The 16,284-nt window shown below is 63.6% G+C and carries 32 protein-coding genes; all 32 read left to right on the top strand.

The genetic code is table 11. The annotated features are described in order from the left end of the window. Positions 1-145, top strand: a 145-nt coding sequence (tuf, locus tag AAF604_14005; GenBank protein MEM7050776.1) for an elongation factor Tu, incomplete at its 5' end; no start/stop codon positions are given. Between the two features lie 39 nt (positions 146-184). Continuing rightward, complete coding sequence (rpsJ, locus tag AAF604_14000) at positions 185-502, top strand: 30S ribosomal protein S10 (protein ID MEM7050775.1); 318 nt, start codon at positions 185-187, stop codon at positions 500-502. A 10-nt stretch (positions 503-512) separates the two neighbouring features. Next, the gene (gene rplC / locus AAF604_13995; protein MEM7050774.1) at positions 513-1,142 is read left to right on the top strand and encodes a 50S ribosomal protein L3; all 630 of its coding nucleotides are present in this window, start codon (positions 513-515) and stop codon (positions 1,140-1,142) included. Between the two features lie 18 nt (positions 1,143-1,160). Continuing rightward, entirely contained in the window at positions 1,161-1,784 is a 624-nt protein-coding gene (rplD, locus tag AAF604_13990; GenBank protein ID MEM7050773.1) for a 50S ribosomal protein L4, read from the top strand. Then, a complete protein-coding gene (locus AAF604_13985; protein MEM7050772.1) occupies positions 1,781-2,071 on the top strand; it encodes a 50S ribosomal protein L23 in 291 nt (96 codons plus the stop codon). The genes rplD and AAF604_13985 overlap by 4 nt, the downstream gene beginning before the upstream one ends. A gap of 3 nt (positions 2,072-2,074) precedes the next feature. Further along, complete coding sequence (rplB, locus tag AAF604_13980; GenBank protein MEM7050771.1) at positions 2,075-2,902, top strand: 50S ribosomal protein L2; 828 nt, start codon at positions 2,075-2,077, stop codon at positions 2,900-2,902. A gap of 13 nt (positions 2,903-2,915) precedes the next feature. Beyond that, entirely contained in the window at positions 2,916-3,206 is a 291-nt protein-coding gene (gene rpsS, locus AAF604_13975) for a 30S ribosomal protein S19 (GenBank protein ID MEM7050770.1), read from the top strand. 28 nt (positions 3,207-3,234) lie between these two features. Beyond that, complete coding sequence (gene rplV / locus AAF604_13970; GenBank protein ID MEM7050769.1) at positions 3,235-3,582, top strand: 50S ribosomal protein L22; 348 nt, start codon at positions 3,235-3,237, stop codon at positions 3,580-3,582. 11 nt (positions 3,583-3,593) lie between these two features. Continuing rightward, positions 3,594-4,244, top strand: coding sequence for a 30S ribosomal protein S3 (gene rpsC / locus AAF604_13965; GenBank protein MEM7050768.1), 651 nt, complete (start codon positions 3,594-3,596; stop codon positions 4,242-4,244). A 26-nt stretch (positions 4,245-4,270) separates the two neighbouring features. Continuing rightward, positions 4,271-4,690: a 50S ribosomal protein L16 gene (gene rplP, locus AAF604_13960; protein MEM7050767.1), complete on the top strand. Its 420-nt coding sequence runs from the start codon at positions 4,271-4,273 to the stop codon at positions 4,688-4,690. Between the two features lie 8 nt (positions 4,691-4,698). Further along, complete coding sequence (rpmC, locus tag AAF604_13955) at positions 4,699-4,902, top strand: 50S ribosomal protein L29 (protein ID MEM7050766.1); 204 nt, start codon at positions 4,699-4,701, stop codon at positions 4,900-4,902. Continuing rightward, on the top strand, positions 4,899-5,171 hold the full coding sequence (gene rpsQ / locus AAF604_13950) for a 30S ribosomal protein S17 (GenBank protein ID MEM7050765.1): 273 nt from the start codon (positions 4,899-4,901) through the stop codon (positions 5,169-5,171). The genes rpmC and rpsQ overlap by 4 nt, the downstream gene beginning before the upstream one ends. A 14-nt stretch (positions 5,172-5,185) precedes the next feature. Then, a complete protein-coding gene (gene rplN, locus AAF604_13945) occupies positions 5,186-5,554 on the top strand; it encodes a 50S ribosomal protein L14 (GenBank protein ID MEM7050764.1) in 369 nt (122 codons plus the stop codon). Continuing rightward, on the top strand, positions 5,554-5,877 hold the full coding sequence (gene rplX / locus AAF604_13940; GenBank protein MEM7050763.1) for a 50S ribosomal protein L24: 324 nt from the start codon (positions 5,554-5,556) through the stop codon (positions 5,875-5,877). The genes rplN and rplX overlap by 1 nt, the downstream gene beginning before the upstream one ends. A 26-nt stretch (positions 5,878-5,903) precedes the next feature. Further along, on the top strand, positions 5,904-6,497 hold the full coding sequence (gene rplE / locus AAF604_13935) for a 50S ribosomal protein L5 (protein MEM7050762.1): 594 nt from the start codon (positions 5,904-5,906) through the stop codon (positions 6,495-6,497). A gap of 31 nt (positions 6,498-6,528) precedes the next feature. Continuing rightward, positions 6,529-6,714 (top strand): type Z 30S ribosomal protein S14, encoded by a 186-nt coding sequence (locus AAF604_13930; protein MEM7050761.1) that lies wholly within the window; start codon positions 6,529-6,531, stop codon positions 6,712-6,714. A 16-nt stretch (positions 6,715-6,730) separates the two neighbouring features. Continuing rightward, positions 6,731-7,129 (top strand): 30S ribosomal protein S8, encoded by a 399-nt coding sequence (rpsH, locus tag AAF604_13925; GenBank protein MEM7050760.1) that lies wholly within the window; start codon positions 6,731-6,733, stop codon positions 7,127-7,129. Positions 7,130-7,139: 10 nt separating this feature from the next. Continuing rightward, complete coding sequence (gene rplF, locus AAF604_13920) at positions 7,140-7,676, top strand: 50S ribosomal protein L6 (protein MEM7050759.1); 537 nt, start codon at positions 7,140-7,142, stop codon at positions 7,674-7,676. A 24-nt stretch (positions 7,677-7,700) separates the two neighbouring features. Next, complete coding sequence (rplR, locus tag AAF604_13915; protein MEM7050758.1) at positions 7,701-8,087, top strand: 50S ribosomal protein L18; 387 nt, start codon at positions 7,701-7,703, stop codon at positions 8,085-8,087. A gap of 27 nt (positions 8,088-8,114) precedes the next feature. Continuing rightward, positions 8,115-8,642, top strand: a complete 528-nt coding sequence (rpsE, locus tag AAF604_13910) for a 30S ribosomal protein S5 (GenBank protein MEM7050757.1) — start codon at positions 8,115-8,117, stop codon at positions 8,640-8,642. Positions 8,643-8,661: 19 nt separating this feature from the next. Then, complete coding sequence (rpmD, locus tag AAF604_13905; GenBank protein MEM7050756.1) at positions 8,662-8,856, top strand: 50S ribosomal protein L30; 195 nt, start codon at positions 8,662-8,664, stop codon at positions 8,854-8,856. Further along, entirely contained in the window at positions 8,856-9,293 is a 438-nt protein-coding gene (gene rplO, locus AAF604_13900; protein MEM7050755.1) for a 50S ribosomal protein L15, read from the top strand. The genes rpmD and rplO overlap by 1 nt, the downstream gene beginning before the upstream one ends. Then, complete coding sequence (secY, locus tag AAF604_13895; protein ID MEM7050754.1) at positions 9,290-10,675, top strand: preprotein translocase subunit SecY; 1,386 nt, start codon at positions 9,290-9,292, stop codon at positions 10,673-10,675. Before rplO ends, secY begins: the two co-directional genes overlap by 4 nt. 5 nt (positions 10,676-10,680) lie before the next feature. Beyond that, positions 10,681-11,232: an adenylate kinase gene (locus AAF604_13890; protein ID MEM7050753.1), complete on the top strand. Its 552-nt coding sequence runs from the start codon at positions 10,681-10,683 to the stop codon at positions 11,230-11,232. 75 nt (positions 11,233-11,307) lie between these two features. Continuing rightward, positions 11,308-11,529: a translation initiation factor IF-1 gene (gene infA, locus AAF604_13885; protein MEM7050752.1), complete on the top strand. Its 222-nt coding sequence runs from the start codon at positions 11,308-11,310 to the stop codon at positions 11,527-11,529. Positions 11,530-11,550: 21 nt separating this feature from the next. Continuing rightward, complete coding sequence (gene rpmJ / locus AAF604_13880; GenBank protein ID MEM7050751.1) at positions 11,551-11,664, top strand: 50S ribosomal protein L36; 114 nt, start codon at positions 11,551-11,553, stop codon at positions 11,662-11,664. Between the two features lie 9 nt (positions 11,665-11,673). After that, complete coding sequence (gene rpsM, locus AAF604_13875) at positions 11,674-12,054, top strand: 30S ribosomal protein S13 (GenBank protein ID MEM7050750.1); 381 nt, start codon at positions 11,674-11,676, stop codon at positions 12,052-12,054. A gap of 16 nt (positions 12,055-12,070) precedes the next feature. Beyond that, positions 12,071-12,469, top strand: coding sequence for a 30S ribosomal protein S11 (gene rpsK, locus AAF604_13870; protein ID MEM7050749.1), 399 nt, complete (start codon positions 12,071-12,073; stop codon positions 12,467-12,469). A 134-nt stretch (positions 12,470-12,603) separates the two neighbouring features. After that, positions 12,604-13,590 (top strand): DNA-directed RNA polymerase subunit alpha, encoded by a 987-nt coding sequence (locus AAF604_13865; protein MEM7050748.1) that lies wholly within the window; start codon positions 12,604-12,606, stop codon positions 13,588-13,590. 9 nt (positions 13,591-13,599) lie between these two features. Beyond that, on the top strand, positions 13,600-13,983 hold the full coding sequence (rplQ, locus tag AAF604_13860) for a 50S ribosomal protein L17 (protein ID MEM7050747.1): 384 nt from the start codon (positions 13,600-13,602) through the stop codon (positions 13,981-13,983). A gap of 4 nt (positions 13,984-13,987) precedes the next feature. After that, positions 13,988-15,388 (top strand): sulfatase, encoded by a 1,401-nt coding sequence (locus AAF604_13855; GenBank protein MEM7050746.1) that lies wholly within the window; start codon positions 13,988-13,990, stop codon positions 15,386-15,388. Between the two features lie 142 nt (positions 15,389-15,530). Next, positions 15,531-16,148 carry a hypothetical protein gene (locus AAF604_13850; GenBank protein ID MEM7050745.1) on the top strand — a complete coding sequence of 206 codons (618 nt, stop codon included), beginning with the start codon at positions 15,531-15,533 and terminating at the stop codon, positions 16,146-16,148. The last annotated feature ends 136 nt before the right edge of the window (positions 16,149-16,284 follow it).

Here is a 16,284-nt window from a genome sequence, read left to right as displayed (position 1 = left end):
GACGGAGATGGTGATGCCGGGCGACAACGTCAACTTGTCGGTCCAGCTGATCGCTCCCATCGCCATGGAGAAGGGCGTTCGCTTCGCCATCCGCGAGGGCGGACGCACCGTCGGCGCCGGAACCGTCACCGAAATCGTCGAATAGGACGACTGGGCCGGCAATCGGGGAATCTGAGGAACGATCATGGACAACGAGAAGATTCGCATTCGCCTCAAGGCGTACGACTACCGCATCCTGGACACCTCCACCCACGAGATCGTGGATACGGCTCGGCGGACGGGAGCCCGGGTGGTCGGTCCCATTCCCCTGCCCACGCACATCGCGCGGTATACGGTGAACCGCTCGCCGCACGTCGACAAGAAGTCGCGCGAGCAGTTCGAGATCCGCACCCACAAGCGCCTGCTCGACATTTTCGAGCCGACCAGCCAGACCGTCGACGCTCTGATGAAGCTCGAGCTGCCGGCCGGTGTGGACGTCGAGATCAAGGCCTTCGGCAAGTAGAGGTGGGACGATGCAAGGAATCCTAGGCAAAAAGCTGGGCATGACCCAGATCTTCCAGGACAACGGTCGCGCCGTTCCGGTGACCGTCGTGCAGGCCGGTCCGTGCCGCGTGGTGCAGCGCAAGACCGCCGACAACGACGGCTACGATGCGGTGCAGGTCGGCCTGGTCGAGGACGACACGCCCAACCAGGTGAATTCCCCGATGTCCGGTCACTTCAAGAAGGCCGGCGTCGAGCCTGCCCGTTTCCTCGCCGAGTTCCATGTCGAGGCCGATGCCGAGCTGGCTGCCGGCGACGAGTACAAGGCCTCGATCTTTGCCGAGGACGACTACGTCGACGTCATCGGGACGAGCAAGGGCAAGGGCTTTCAGGGGGTGATCAAGCGTCACGGCTTCGGCGGTGGACGCGCCACCCACGGCTCGATGTTCCACCGCGCCCCGGGCTCGATCGGTCAGTCCGCATACCCCTCTCGCGTCTTCCCGGGAGTTCGTCTGCCGGGTCAGATGGGAGCGGCCCGGATCACCACCAAGAACCTGCTGGTGGTGAAGGTCGACGAAGAGCGCAACTTGATCTACCTGAGGGGCTCCGTGCCGGGCTCGCGTGGCGGTTACATCGCCATCCAGCGTGCCAAGCGCGGCTAGGTCGAAGGGATCTGAGAGATGAAGATCGCAGTCAAGAATCTCGACAACAAGACGCTGCGGGAGATCGAGCTCCCGGAGGCGGTGTTCGGATATCCCTACAACGAGCACCTGATCCACGAGGCGGTGCAAGCGGTCCAGGCCGCCGCTCGCCGCGGCACGCACAAGACCAAGACCCGCTCCGAGGTCTCCGGTTCCGGTCGCAAGCTGTGGCGTCAGAAGGGCACCGGGCGCTCGCGGGTGGGCGACATCCGCAACCCCAAGTGGCGCAAGGGTGGCATCGTCCACGGTCCGCAACCGCGCAGCTACGAGAAGAAGCTTTCGGCCCGTGAGAAGCGCAACGCCCTGAAGTCGGCGCTGTCGCGCAAGATCGCCGCCGAGCAGATCACCGTTCTCGACTCCCTCGAGCTGGCGAGTCACCGCACCCAGGAGTTGGCGAAGTCCCTCTCCGGCCTCGGCATCGAGGGCAAGGCTCTGCTGGTGGATTCGCGCGACAACCTCAACCTCGAGCGGGCATCGCGCAACAACCCGGCCTTGAAGGCGGTGGACGCGTTGGCGGTGAACGTTTACGACGTCGTCGGTCGCCCCCATTTGCTGCTCAGCGAAGGGGCGCTGAACCGCCTTTTGGAGGTGCTTTCGAAATGAGGGTTCAAGACGTCATCCGGCGCCCGCTGATCACCGAGAAGTCGACGGAGCTGCGCGACGAGCGCAACATCGTGGCCTTCGAGGTCGATCGCCGGGCCAACAAGATCGAGGTCAAGAAGGCCGTCGAGGCGCAGTTCAAGGTGCGTGTCGCCGAAGTGCGGATGGCCAACATGCACGGCAAGATGCGGCGTCAGGGCAGGTCCTTCGGCCGCCGTCCCGATTGGAAGAAGGCTTACGTCCGGCTGGCGCCGGGCGAGAAGTCGATCGAGTTCTTCGAGGGGGTCTAGACCATGGCGATCAAAGAGAGAAAGCCGACCAACCCGGCGAGCCGGTTTCAGACCTATCCGACCTTCGAGGAGATCACGGAGACGCGGCCCTACAAGCCGCTGACCCGCGGCAAGAAGCGCACCGGAGGTCGCAACAACTCGGGCCGCCAGACGATCTGGTTCCGGGGCGGAGCTCACAAGCGCCGTCATCGCACCATCGACTTCAAGCGCCAGAAGCACGGCGTGCCGGCGAAGGTGGCGACCATCGAGTACGACCCCAATCGCTCGGCGCGCATCGTCCTGCTGCACTACGCCGACGGCGACAAGCGCTACATGCTGTACGTCCACGGCCTGGAGGTCGGCGATACGGTGATGAGCGGCGAGACCGCCGAGGTCAACCCGGGCAACTGTTTGCCGCTGGCGAAGATCCCCCTCGGTACGATCATCCACAACGTGGAGCTTCGTCCGGGCAAGGGCGGCCAGCTGGTGCGCAGCGCCGGCGCCGGCGCCCAGCTAATGGCGAAGGAGGGTCGTTACGCCCAGGTCAAGCTGCCCTCCGGCGAGGTGCGCAAGGTGCTGATGACCTGCTACGCCACCATTGGCCAGGTGGGTAACCTCGACCACGAGAACGTCTCGTTGGGCAAGGCCGGTCGAAATCGCTGGCGTGGCCGTCGGCCGCACAACCGTGGCGTCGTGATGAATCCGGTCGATCACCCGATGGGTGGTGGTGAGGGCCGCTCCTCCGGTGGTCGGCACCCCTGCACTCCGTGGGGTGTCCCGACCAAGGGTTACAAGACGCGAAACAACAAGCGCACCGACGGCATGATCGTGCGGCGCCGCAACAAGAAGTAGCGGGAGAGATACCATGGCGCGTTCGCTCAAAAAGGGATTCTTCATCGACGACCATCTCATCGCGAAGGTCGATCGCATGAACGAGTCGGGACAGAAGCGGGTGATCAAGACCTGGTCCCGGCGTTCGACGATCATTCCGGACATGGTGGGTCACACCATCGCCGTGCACAACGGGGCCAAGTTCATCCCGGTGTACGTCAGCGAGAACATGGTCGGTCACAAGCTCGGGGAGTTCGCCATGACGCGAACCTTCCGCAGTCACGCCGGCGGCAAGAAGAACGAGCGGGGGGCTCGCGCCCGCTAGGGCGGGGCTCGCGAAGGAGGCTGCGAAGATGGAAGTTACAGCACGACTCCGGTACCACCGGGGATCCCCGCAGAAGGTGCGGTTGGTGGCGGACATGATCCGCGGCAAGGAGGTCGACGAAGCGGCGGCTATCCTGAGGCTCAGCACCAAGGCAGCGGCTCGTCCGATCGAGAAGCTGCTGAAGTCGGCCGTCGCCAACGCCGAGAACCGCGACGATCAGGCGGATATCGACCGCCTCTATGTCAAGGAGATCTTCGTCGACTGCGGCCCCACGCTGAAGCGTCTGCGGCCGCAGCCGATGGGACGGGCTTTCCGCATCCTCAAGCGGCAGAGCCACGTCACGATCAAACTCGATTCCCGCAAGGGTGAGGATTAAGGAGAGCTTCGGTGGGTCAGAAAACTCATCCCTACGGGTTCCGTCTCGTCTACAACCAGACCTGGCATTCGCGCTGGTATGCCGAGAGCAACTACGCCGACATCCTGCTTGAGGACGTCGAGCTGCGCGAGGGGCTGAAGAAGCGCCTCGCCCACGCCGGCGTCAGTGAGATCGACATCGAGCGGGCCGCCGAGCGCATGCGCATCACCATCTACACCTCGCGACCGGGCATCATCATCGGCCGCAAGGGGGCCGAGGTCGACAAGCTGCGCGACGACCTGATCAAGAAGCTCGGTCGGGAAGTCCACATCAATATCCAGGAGGTGCAGCGGCCGGAGCTCGATGCCCAGCTGGTGGCGCAGTCCATCGCCGGGCAGCTCACCCGCCGCGTCTCCTTCCGGCGCGCCATGCGCAAGGCCATGGAGTCGGCCTTCCGGTTCGGCGCCAAGGGCATCAAGATCATGGTCTCCGGTCGCCTCGGTGGGCACGAGATCGCGCGCACCGAGTGGTACCAGGAAGGCCGTCTGCCGCTGCACACGCTGAAGGCGGACATCGACTACGGGTTGGCCGAGGCCAACACCACCTACGGCCTGATCGGCGTCAAGGTGTGGGTTTACAAGGGCGACCTGCTGCGCGAGCGCAGCCGTCGCGCGACCGCCTGACGGGGCGAGGATTGGAGAGTTAAGCCATGTTGATGCCGAAGAAGGTCAAGCACCGGAAGCAGCAGCGCGGTCGGCGCAAGGGCAACACCAAGGGCGGCGACTACATCGCCTTCGGCGACTACGCTCTGCAGGCCCTCGAGCCGGGCTGGATGACCGCCCGACAGATCGAGGCCGCCCGTATCGCCATCACCCGCGCCGTGAAGCGTGGTGGCAAGGTCTGGATTCGGGTCTTCCCGGACAAGCCGGTCACCAAGAAGCCCCTCGAAACCCGAATGGGTAAGGGTAAGGGCAGCCCGGAAGAGTGGGTGGCGGTGATCAAGCCGGCCCGCATCATCTATGAGCTCGAAGGGGTGGAGCCGGAGGTGGCCGCCGAGGCCATGCGCTTGGCGTCCTACAAGCTGCCCTTCAAGACCCGTTTCGTGACGCGCAACGACGAGTACAGGTGAGGTAGATCATGAAGGCTTCGGAACTGCGGGAGCAGAAGGTCGAGGAGCTTCTCGAGAAAGAGAAGGAGCTCGCGGAACAGCTTTTCGTCCTGCGCCTCCACAAAGTGACGGGACAGTTGGAAAAGCCGTCCAAGGTGGGGCAGGTGAAGCGGGACCTGGCTCGGGTGTTGACGGTCCTGCGCGAGAAGCGGGCCGAGGGAGGTGGGCAATGACGCAAGAGACGCAGAACGGCCGCGGCCGGCAGCAGACCAAGGTCGGCACGGTGGTGAGCGACAAGATGGACAAAACCGTCACGGTGGCGGTGAACAAGACCGTGATGCATCCGCTCTACCTGCGATACATGAAGAAGACGACCCGCTTCGCGGCCCACGACGAGGCCAATGAGTGCAACGTCGGCGATCAGGTGATGATCGTTTCGAGTCGTCCGTTGTCGAAGAACAAGCGCTGGCGGGTTCGCGAGATCCTGAAGCGCGCCGAGTAGGAGGCACTTGAGCCATGATCCAAATGGGAACTGTTCTCGACGTGGCCGACAACTCGGGGGCCAAGAAGATCGCCTGCATTCAGTTGCGCGGTGGATCTTCCGGGCGCTACGGCCGGCTCGGCGACGTCATCACCGCTTCCGTCAAGGAGGCGACGCCGGATGGCACCGTCAAGAAGGGCACGGTGGTCAAGGCGGTGATCGTGCGCACCCGCAAGGAGCAGCGGCGCCGCGACGGCAGCTACATTCGCTTCGACAACAACTCGGCGGTGCTGGTCAACGATGCCGGCGAGCCGGTGGGCACCCGCGTCTTCGGTCCGGTGGCCCGGGAGCTGCGCGAGAAGCGCTACATGAAGATCGTTTCGCTGGCTCCGGAGGTTCTGTAATGAACAAGCTCCATGTCAAGAAAGGCGACCAGGTCCTGGTGCTCGCCGGCAAGGATCGCGGCTCCAAGGGAAAGGTGCTGCGAGTGATGGCGAACGAGCGCAAGGCGGTGGTCGAGCGAGTGAATCTGGTCAAGCGTCACACCAAGCCCAATCCCCAGCAGGGAGTGCAGGGCGGTGTGCTCGAGCGCGAGGCGCCGATTCACGTCTCGAATTTGATGGTGATTTGTCCGGAGACCGGCAAGCCCTCGCGAATCGAGCGCAAGCGGCTCGAGGACGGACGGGGAGTGCGGGTCGCCAAGAAGACCGGCTCCACCCTCCGGTGACGAAGGCTCGGTGAGGTTTTAGAACGATGGCAGACAAGAAGACCGAAGCGGCCAAGAACGGCAACGGCTACGTGCCGCGGCTGCGCACCCGCTACTTCGACGAAGTGATTCCGAAGCTGCGCGAAGAGTTCGGCATCGAAAACGTGATGGCCGTGCCTCGCTTGGTGAAGGTCAATCTCAACATGGGCGTCGGCGAGGCGATCCAGAACATCAAGGTTCTGGACAACGCCGTCGCCGAGCTGGCGGCGATCGCCGGCCAGCAGCCGATGACCACCCGGGCCCACAAGTCGATCTCGAACTTCAAGCTGCGCGAAGGCATGCCGATCGGATGCCGGGTCACCCTGCGCGGGACCCGCATGTGGGATTTTCTCGATCGCTTGATCTCGGTGGCTTTGCCCCGAGTGCGCGACTTCCGGGGTATCCCGACGCGTAGCTTCGACGGGCGTGGCAACTACACCCTGGGCGTCCGTGACCACCTGATCTTCCCGGAGATCGATTACAACAAGGTGGACAAGTCCAAGGGTCTGAACATCACGGTCGTCACGACGGCCGGTAACGACGAACGAGCCCTGTTCCTGCTGCGGGAGCTCGGTATGCCGTTCGTGCGGCCTCGTGCCTAGGGCGCGCCGGCGACTGTAAGGAGAAAAGTCAGTGGCTACCGCTGCGAAGATCGCAAAGACGAAGAAGACCCCGAAGTTCTCGGTGCGGCATCGCAACCGCTGCAGGATCTGCGGCCGTCCCCGTGGCTACTATCGGAAGTTCGGCCTCTGCCGAATTCACCTGCGGGACTTGGCGCTCCACGGCTATCTGCCGGGGGTCATCAAGGCGAGCTGGTAGGCGAGGGGAGTAGATCATGACGATGACCGATCCGATTTCGGATCTCTTGACCCGAATTCGCAATGCCATCCTGAGCAAGCACGACCGGCTCGACCTGCCGTCGTCGAAGCTCAAGCTCGAGGTCTGCCGAGTCCTCAAGCAGGAGGGTTACATCCAGAACTATCGCTTCATCGAGGGGCAGCCGGTGGGCACCATTCGGGTCTACCTGCGCTACAACGACGAAGGGACGTCGGCGATCAGCCACATGGCCCGGGTCAGCAAGCCCGGGCGGCGGGTTTACCGCGGTGCCGACGACGTGCCGGAGATTCGCAACGGTCTCGGCGTGGCGATCGTGTCGACTTCCCAGGGCTTGCTCTCCGATGCCGACGCGCGCTCCCGTCGGGTCGGTGGCGAGATCCTCTGCGAGATCTGGTAGGAGGTAGAAGATGTCGCGTATCGGAAGGATGCCGGTCCCGATTCCGAAGGGGGCCAAGATCGACATCGCCGACGGTGTGTTCACCGCCGAGGGCCCCAAGGGCAAGGTGATGCAGTCCTTGTTCGATGGCTTCCCGGTGGAGATGGAAGACGGTCAGATCACCGTCGGCCGCCCTGGCGACACGGGTCCCGATCGCTCGAAGCACGGTCTCTTGCGGTCGCTGATCTCGAACGCCGTCATCGGCGTCACCGAGGGCTTCTCGAAGGAGCTGGAGATCATCGGTGTCGGTTATCGGGCCGAGGTCAAGGGCAAGGAGATTCATTTCGCTCTCGGCTACTCGCACCCGGTGATCTTCGCGATTCCCGATGGCATCGCGATCGAGATCGACAAGAACTATCGCATGAAGGTGAGTGGTGCGGATCGCCAGCAGGTCGGCCAGGTGGCCGCCGAGATCCGTAGCCTGCGCCGCCCGGACCCCTACAAGGGCAAGGGCATCAAGTATTCCGACGAGGTGATTCGTCGCAAGGTTGGCAAGGCCGGCGCCTAAGGCGACGGCTGCGAGGAGAGTTCGATGAGCGACTACCAGGCGAAGCGATTGAAGCTCAAGCGCCACCGCCGTCAGCGGTCCCACGGCCGTCTGCGCAACCGCGTCAAGGGCACCTCCGAGCGTCCGCGGTTGGCCGTCTTCAAAAGCCTGAAGCACTTCTATGCCCAGGTCATCGACGACGCCGCCGGGCGTACTCTGGCGTCGGCGAGCACCCTGGACAAGGAAGTCCAGGGCCTGATCGACACCGGCTCCTGCAACCGGGCGGCGGCCGCCGCCGTCGGTGCCACGATCGCCGAGCGGGCCAAGGCCCAGGGCGTCGAATCGGTGGTCTTCGATCGCGGCGGCTTCATCTATCACGGCAAGATCCAGGCGGTCGCCGACGCGGCGCGCGAAAAGGGTCTCAAGTTCTAAGGAACTGAGGATCTCGAGGAGAGTATTGTGGCCAGGGACTTTGAGCGCGACAGCGAGTTTTTCGAGCAGGTGGTACACATCAACCGCGTCACCAAGGTGGTGAAGGGTGGTAAGAACTTTTCCTTCTCCGCCTTGGTGGTGATCGGTGACGGCAACGGCCGCGTCGGCTACGGTTCGGGCAAGGCCAAAGAAGTTCCGTCGGCGATCCGCAAGGGCATCGACGTTGCCAAGCGCAACATGATTCGTGTACCGATGAAGGGCAACACCATTCCGCACGAGGTCACCGGAATCTTCGGGGCCGGGCGGGTGTTGCTCAAGCCTGCCTCCGAGGGTACCGGAGTGATCGCCGGTGGTCCGGTGCGAGCCGTCCTCGAGACGGCCGGAATCCAGGACATTCTCACCAAGTCCCTGGGCACCACGAACCCTCACAATGTGATCAAGGCGACCTTTGCCGGGCTCCTCGAGCTGCGCACCGAGAAGCAGGTTCGCCGCTTGCGCGGTTTGCCGCCGCGGGAAGAAGCGGCCAAGGGCGACAAGAACGCGAGCGTGGCCTGAGCCACCGGGAGTGTGAGAGATGGCGAGTGAACCGAAGCGCATCAGAATCCGCCAGGTCCGTAGCGGTATCGGAGCCCGCAAGACCCATCGCGAGGTCCTCCGAACCCTCGGTCTGCGGCATCCCCACCACGAGGTCGAGCGGGTCGACACCCCGGCCGTCCGTGGCGCCGTGAAGAAGATCTCTTACTTGGTCGAAGTCGTCGAGGAAGCATGATGAACCTGCACGAGCTGTCTCCCGCCAAAGGGAGCAAGAAGAACAAGAAGCGCGTTGGCCGGGGACCCGGATCCGGTGTCGGCAAGACCGCTGGCCGCGGTCACAAAGGTCAGCGCTCCCGTACCGGTTTCAGCCGCCGCCTGGGCTTCGAGGGTGGTCAGATGCCGCTGGTTCGGCGGGTGCCGAAGCGTGGCTTCACCAACATCTTCCGCATCGAGTTCTCGGTGGTGAATCTCTCGTCCCTGGAGGGTTTCGAGGGCGACGTCACTCCCGAGTCGCTGCTGGCGGCGGGATTGGTGCGCAAGGGCCGGCCGGTGAAGATCCTCGGTCAGGGTGAAGTGTCGAAGGCCCTCAAGGTGACCGCTCACAAATTCAGCAAAACCGCCCGCGAGAAGATCGAAGCGGCCGGAGGATCGTGCGAGGAGTCGGGCTCGTGATCGAGAGCTTCCGCAATATTTTCAACATCGAGGATCTGCGCAACCGGATCCTCTTCATGTTCGGGCTGCTGGCGGTCTATCGCATCGGCTGCTACATCCCCACCCCGGGTGTCGACTCGGAGGCCCTGCTGCAGTTCATGGAGCAGAATCAGGGCACCATCTTCGGCTTCGTCAACACCTTCACCGGGGGCAGCCTGAGCCAGATGGCGGTCTTCTCGCTGGGGATCATGCCGTACATTACGGCGTCCATCATCCTGCAGCTCCTGACCGTGGTTTGGCCCTACCTGGAGAAGCTCTCCAAAGAAGGCGAGCTCGGCCGCCGGAAGATCACCCAGTACACCCGCTACGGCACCGTGCTGATCTCGATCATCCAGTCGACCGGTATCGCATTCTTCCTCGAGAGCGTCACCTTGCCGGCCGGTGCCCGCCTGGTTCCAGAACCCGGTTGGGGCTTCCGGTTGATGACCATCATCACCCTGACCACCGGCTGTTCCGTGGTCATGTGGCTGGGTGAGCAAATCTCTGAACGCGGCATCGGCAACGGAATTTCGTTGATCATCTTCGCCGGCATCGTGGTCGGCCTGATCCCGGCGATCATCCAGACGGTGCAGTCGGTGCAGACCGGCAACCTCAACGCCATCGGCATTCTTCTCTTGGTGGTGGTGATGGTCGGGGTGGTCGCCTTCTGTGTCTACATGGAGAAGGCGCAACGAAGAATCCCGGTGCAGTACGCCAAGCGGGTGGTGGGCCGTCGCGTCTACGGTGGTCAGAGCACTTACCTGCCGCTGCGCGTCAACACCGGTGGCGTGATCCCGGTGATTTTCGCCAGCTCGGTGGTGATGGTGCCGCAGACCTTCGCCCAGATGTGGCAGAACCAGGAATGGGTCCAGAAGTCGGCGTCGGCGATCGCCTGGGGGCAGCCTCTCTACTACCTGCTCTACGTCGCGGCGATCATCTTCTTCTCCTACTTCTACGTCTCGATCATCTTCAACCCGGCGGACCTGGCCGACAACATGCGCAAGTACGGGGGTTTCATCCCCGGGATTCGGCCCGGCAAGCGCACCGCCGAGTACATCGACAAGATCTTGACCCGCATCACCCTGGTGGGCTCGAGCTATCTGGCGCTGGTTTCGGTGCTGCCGGACTTCCTGCTCAACGGCTTCAAGGTCGCCGGCCTGCCGTTCGTCGGGGCCAACCTCGACACGATGATGCCGGCCTGGTTCACCGACGGACTGGGGATCCAGTTCTACTTCGGAGGCACCTCGCTGCTGATCATCGTCAGCGTGGCGATGGACACGGTGCAGCAGATCGAAAGCCAGCTCGTGATGCGCAACTACGAGGGCTTCATGAAGAAGGGCCGAATCAAGGGTCGCCGAGGATAATCGACGTGCGTCTCGTGCTTCTCGGTCCGCCCAACTCGGGCAAGGGGACCCAGGCTTCGCTGCTGGCGGAGCGACTGGCCATCCCGGCGATCTCCACGGGGGAGATGTTGCGCGGAGCGGTGGCCGAGAAGAGCGAGCTCGGCCTGCGGGTCGAGAGCATCATGGATTCCGGTCGGTTGGTGGATGACGACACGATGGCGGCGGTGGTCGAGGATCGATTGAGTCGGTCCGATGCCCGCCAAGGATTTTTGCTCGACGGTTATCCTCGAACATTGCCCCAGGCGGCGACACTTGAGGGTATACTCGTGAGTTCGCAGTCGGATCTCGACGCCGTCGTGTCGATCGAGGTTCCGGAGACGGTCCTGATCGAGCGCGCCCTGGGGCGTGGACGGCAGGACGACAGCGCCGAAGTGATGAAGGAACGGCTACGGGTGTATGACGAGTTGACGGCCCCGCTGGTCGGCTATTACAAAGACCGCTCCAAGCTCCACACCCTCGATGGCAATCGTCCCGTCGAGGTGGTGTTTGAGAGCATTCTGGAGGTCCTCGGGCACTGAGCCCAAGGGCCTGGCACCTTTCAGTCGGACTGGCCGGCTGAGAGACACAAGCAACGGACGCAGAAGGTAATAAGTTTGTCCAAGAAAGAAGATGCGATCGAGGTCGAGGCGACCGTCGTCGAGCCCCTTCCGAACACCATGTTCAAGGTCGAGCTCCCGAACGGTCATCAGGTTCTGGCCCATATCTCCGGCAAGATGCGGAAGCATTTCATCCGAATCCTGCCCGGCGATCGGGTGTTGGTGGAGCTGTCGCCCTACGATCTGAATCGCGGCCGTATCGTCTACCGCTTGAAGTAGACGGACTGGAGAGGTGCACCCATGAAGGTACGCTCGTCGGTGAAACCCATGTGTTCGAAGTGTAAGGTCGTCCGTCGCAAGGGTGTGGTGCGGGTGATCTGCGAGAACCCGAAACACAAACAGCGTCAGGGGTAGGAAAGAGCCATGGCACGTATTGCAGGGGTGGATCTACCCCAGAACAAGCAGGTTTGGGTCGGCCTGACCTACATTTATGGAATCGGCCGTACTCGCTCCCTCAAGATTCTCGACCGCGCCGGTGTCGAGTCCGTCACCAAGGTGCGCGACCTGACCGAGGATGAGGCGCGCAAGATTCGCGACATCATCACGGAAGAAGGGCGCGTCGAGGGCGATCTGCGGAAGAACGTCAGTCAGCACATCAAGCGCCTGATGGAGATCGGGTGCTACCGCGGCGTCCGGCACCGCAAGGGCTTGCCCGTGAACGGTCAGCGGACCAGCACCAACGCTCGCACCCGCAAGGGGCCGCGGCGCGGTGCCGTCGCCGGCAAGAAGAAGGTCAAGAAGTAAGCGATAGGAAGAGATTATGGCCAAAGCAGGCGGTAAGAAGAAGACCGGAAAGCGCAAGGAAAAGCGCAACGTCCCCCACGGCGTGGCGCACATCCAGGCGACGTTCAACAACACCATCGTGTCGATCAGCGATCCGGAGGGCAACGTGCTCACCTGGTCGTCGGCCGGCAAGATGGGCTTCAAGGGCTCCCGAAAGGGTACTCCCTTCGCGGCCCAGATGGCGGCCCAGAACGCCGGTCATCAGGCCAAGGATCAGGGCGTTCGCTCGGTCGATGTGCTGGTCAAGGGGCCCGGCGGTGGTCGCGAGGGCGCGGTGCGTGCCCTGCAGTCCGCCGGCCTCGACGTCAAGTCGATCAAGGACGTGACTCCGGTGCCGCACAACGGCTGCCGGCCGCCGAAGCGTCGTCGCGTCTGACCCACGGCGCCGATTGATTTTTTCGGGGCGTCGGTCTCCAGGACGCCCCGCGGACATCACGCTGCCGTGTCATGAGCAGCGGATCGTCAAGCTGTACAGCCGCCAGCGGCGGAACCAGCGACAAGGAGCATTGGATGCTTTGGAAAGGATTTCAGCGCCCCAAGCGCATTACGGTCGAGCGTGACACCCTGACGCCGACCTACGGTAAGTTCATCGCTCAGCCCTTCGAGCGCGGCTTCGGGACGACGATCGGTAACGCGATGCGTCGCTGCCTGCTGTCCTCGATCGAAGGTGCGTCGGTGACGGCCCTGCACATCGAAGGGGTGCTGCACGAGTTCTCTTCGATTCCGGGAGTCGTCGAGGACGTCACCGACATCATCCTCAACGTCAAGCAGGTGCCGATTCGTCTGCACGCCGACGAGTCCAAGATTCTCACCCTGGGCGTCACCAAGAGTGGCGACGTCACGGCCACCAGCCTGGACGAGGATCCGCAGGTCGAGGTGATGGACAAGGATGTCCACATCGCCACCCTCAACGAGGAAGGCACCCTCAAGCTGCAGCTCCAGGTCAAGGCCGGAAGGGGCTACGTCAGTGCCGATCGCAACTTCGACGAGTCGATGGGCATCGGTTGGATTCCGCTCGATTCCGCCCACAGCCCGGTGCGGCGCGTCAACTACAAGGTGGAAGCGGCCCGTCTCGGCCAGACCACCGACTACGAGCGTCTGATTCTCGAGGTCACCACCGATGGCACGGTCACGCCGGAGGAAGCGGTGGCGCGAGCCGCGATGCTGCTCAAGGATCATCTCGGCATCTTCATCGACGCCGAAGAGAGCATCCGGGATACCGGTGAGGAGGCTCCCAACGAGGAGCTCGCCGGCATGGATGCGCTGTTGGCCCAGGCCATTGACGAGCTCGAGCTCTCGGTGCGTTCCGCCAACTCCCTGAAGAACGCCAACATCCACACCCTGCGCGATCTGGTCCGCAAGAGCGAGAAGGAGATGCTCGAGACTAAGAACTTCGGCAAGAAGTCGCTCGAAGAGGTGCAGGAAGTGCTCGGCGGTCTGGGCCTGTCCTTCGGGATGGATGTTCCGGAGGCACCGTCCGTCGGAGTCGGATCCTAGGAGAGCCCCATGCGTCACGGAATGAAGAATCGTAAGCTGGGGCGGACGAGCGCGCACCGTCGCGCCATGTTCCGGAACCAGCTCCACGCTCTGATGGAGCACGAGCGCATCATCACCACGCTGCCGAAGGCCAAAGAGCTGCGTCGCTTGGCCGAGCGGGTGGTCACCCGCGGCCGTACCGACTCGGTGCAGGCGCGGCGCTGGGTGCGCACCTGGATCGACGATCGGACGGTGGTGAAGAAGGTCTTCGACGTCATCTCGCCGCGATTCGAGGATCGTCCCGGTGGCTACACCCGCATCATCAAGCTCGGGCCTCGCCAGGGCGATGGTGCCGAGATGGCGGTGCTCGAGTTCGTCGACTACGACGAGACTCGGGGCGAAGCCGACAGCTAGGACGTTGGCGAAGGAGTTTTACCGCGGCGGGCTTTCGAGCCCGCCGTTTTTGTTTCTGCTGTTGGCCGTCTTGGCCTTCTGGCAGTGTGCTCCTCGGCCGGAGGCCGAGCGCACGTCCGTCGTCTTGGTGATCATTGACACCCTCGGCGCCGAGAACGTCGGTGCCTTCGCCGGCTCCTTCCCTTCGCCAACGCCGCGGCTCGATCGCCTCGCCGACGAAGCAGTGCTTTTCCGGCGGGCTTACTCTCCGGCCCCTTGGACCCAGCCGTCGGTGGCTTCGCTGCTGACCTCACGGCTACCGTCGGAGCACGGCGTGCTGCGGCTATTCGATGTTCTGGCGGAGGACCGACTCACCCTCGCTGAGGTGCTGACGCAGGTCGGCTATCGCAGCGGCGCGATCGTCAGTCACCGCCTCTTGTCTGCGGATCTGGGTTTCGGCCAGGGCTTCTCCCATCACGACGACTCCTTGGCCGGTGGTCATCGCACCATCACCTCCGAGGCGGTGACCGCGGCGGCCCTCGCCTGGCTCGATGAGCAGCCCGACGGGGCCCCCTTCTTCCTGCTGGCTCACTACTTCGATCCCCACTACGTCTACCAGCATCGGCCGGAGTTCGATCGCACCTCCGGCTATGGCGGTGCGCTGGTGCCGGACATGCCGATCTGGGATCTGCGGAATGCCGGTGCCGACTTGTCCACCGCCGACGTCGCCTACCTCGAAGGACTCTACCGGGAAGAGGTGGCGGCGACCGACGCCGCCGTCGGTGCCCTCGTCGACGGCCTCGTCGAACGCGCCCTGGTCGATCGCTCGCTGCTGGTGGTCACCGCCGACCACGGCGAGGAGATCCTACGTCGCGGCTGGCTCGGTCACACCCGCACCCTCTACGAGGAGCTGATTCACGTTCCGCTGCTGATGCGCCTGCCGGGCGGCGGCGCCCAGTCCTTCGACGAGCCGGTTTCTCTGATCGATGTCGCCCCGACGATTCTCGACCTGGTGGGAGTGGCGCGTCCCGAGGGCTTCGCCGGCAGGTCCCTCGCCGGCTGGATTCGCGGCCTAGAGGAGCCGACCAGCCAACCGGTTCGTGCCGAGGTGGCCTTCGACGATCTGACGGCGGCCGCCGGGCGGGCGGGGCGGAAGACGGCCTTCAAGACCGCCGTCGTGGACGGCTCCTACAAGGTGATCCACGATCTCATCGCCGACCGCTGGGAGCTTTACGACCTCGCTTCGGACCCGCTCGAGGAACACAACCTGGCGGCCGATGAGGCCGCCGAGAGCCATCCCGAGGAGCCGCGTCTCCGGCGCTACCTGCTGCGCTGGGAGCAGGCCCGTGGCGAGCTCTCCAATCCGCGAGCGAAGCCCTCGGCGGAAGCGCTCGAAGAATTGCGCGCCCTCGGCTATCTGCGCTGATCGCCCCCCACCCCAGCGCAACACGGACTCCTCGGCCCAGTGATTTTCTGCGCAACTAATTACTATTGATTATTCGAAATAATTGTATATAGTGATCGGCGAGTGGGGAATGAGCCCCCTCAGCTCTCCGAAAGGAGCTCTCATGAAGCGCCTCTCCCTTATCGCCGCCATCGCCCTTCTGGGGGTCGTCGTGACCACCCCCGCCTTCGCCTGCATGCAGTCCTGCTGGCCGTTCTGTATCAATGAGACCATTCCGACCGCAACTATCATGTTCCCGGAATCGGGCAAGGCGATGATCTCGATCACCGGCTACGAAACGACCGACGTCGAACCGAACAACAGCTGCATCGTGGCGTTGCCGCCGGTGGACGGGGTGCTGGCAGTCGAGACCGTCGTCAACTACGACAGCACCACCGGCCAGCCCTTCGATTGGGTCGACTTCGGAGCTGCGAAGATTCCGGGCCGCGAGCTGGCTCGTCTCGCCGAGGATCAGGGCTTGGTACCGGATGACACGTCCTGGCACGGCTTCCTCACCCGAGTCACCGCCTCCATCGAGGCCGGTACGCCGAATCACTTCATCCTCGAGGTGACGCTCGATCCTCGAGTGTCACCGTGGGATTTCGTCCAGGCTCTGCGCTCGGACGGTATTTTCGCTACCAGCTCGTCCGATGCCATTGGCAACCCTACGTCGGACCACAACCATTTCGTGCACGTCTCCAGTCTGGAGCTGGTCGTGATCTTCCCGCCGGTCCAGCCGTAGCCATCCTCTCTTCGGAGCCGGAGTGTCCGTCGAGGGGCACCTCCGGCTCCACCCCCAAAACTTGCCAGGACTGACTCGAGGATGGACGGCACGAGGCCGATGACCCTCGAAGGGATGTGCACTCCTCCCGGCCAGC

This window comes from Acidobacteriota bacterium (assembly GCA_039028635.1).
GTDB lineage: Bacteria > Acidobacteriota > Thermoanaerobaculia > Multivoradales > JBCCEF01 > JBCCEF01.
Note: the sequence above shows the minus strand (reverse complement) of the source record. Positions and strands in the feature narration are given on the sequence as shown.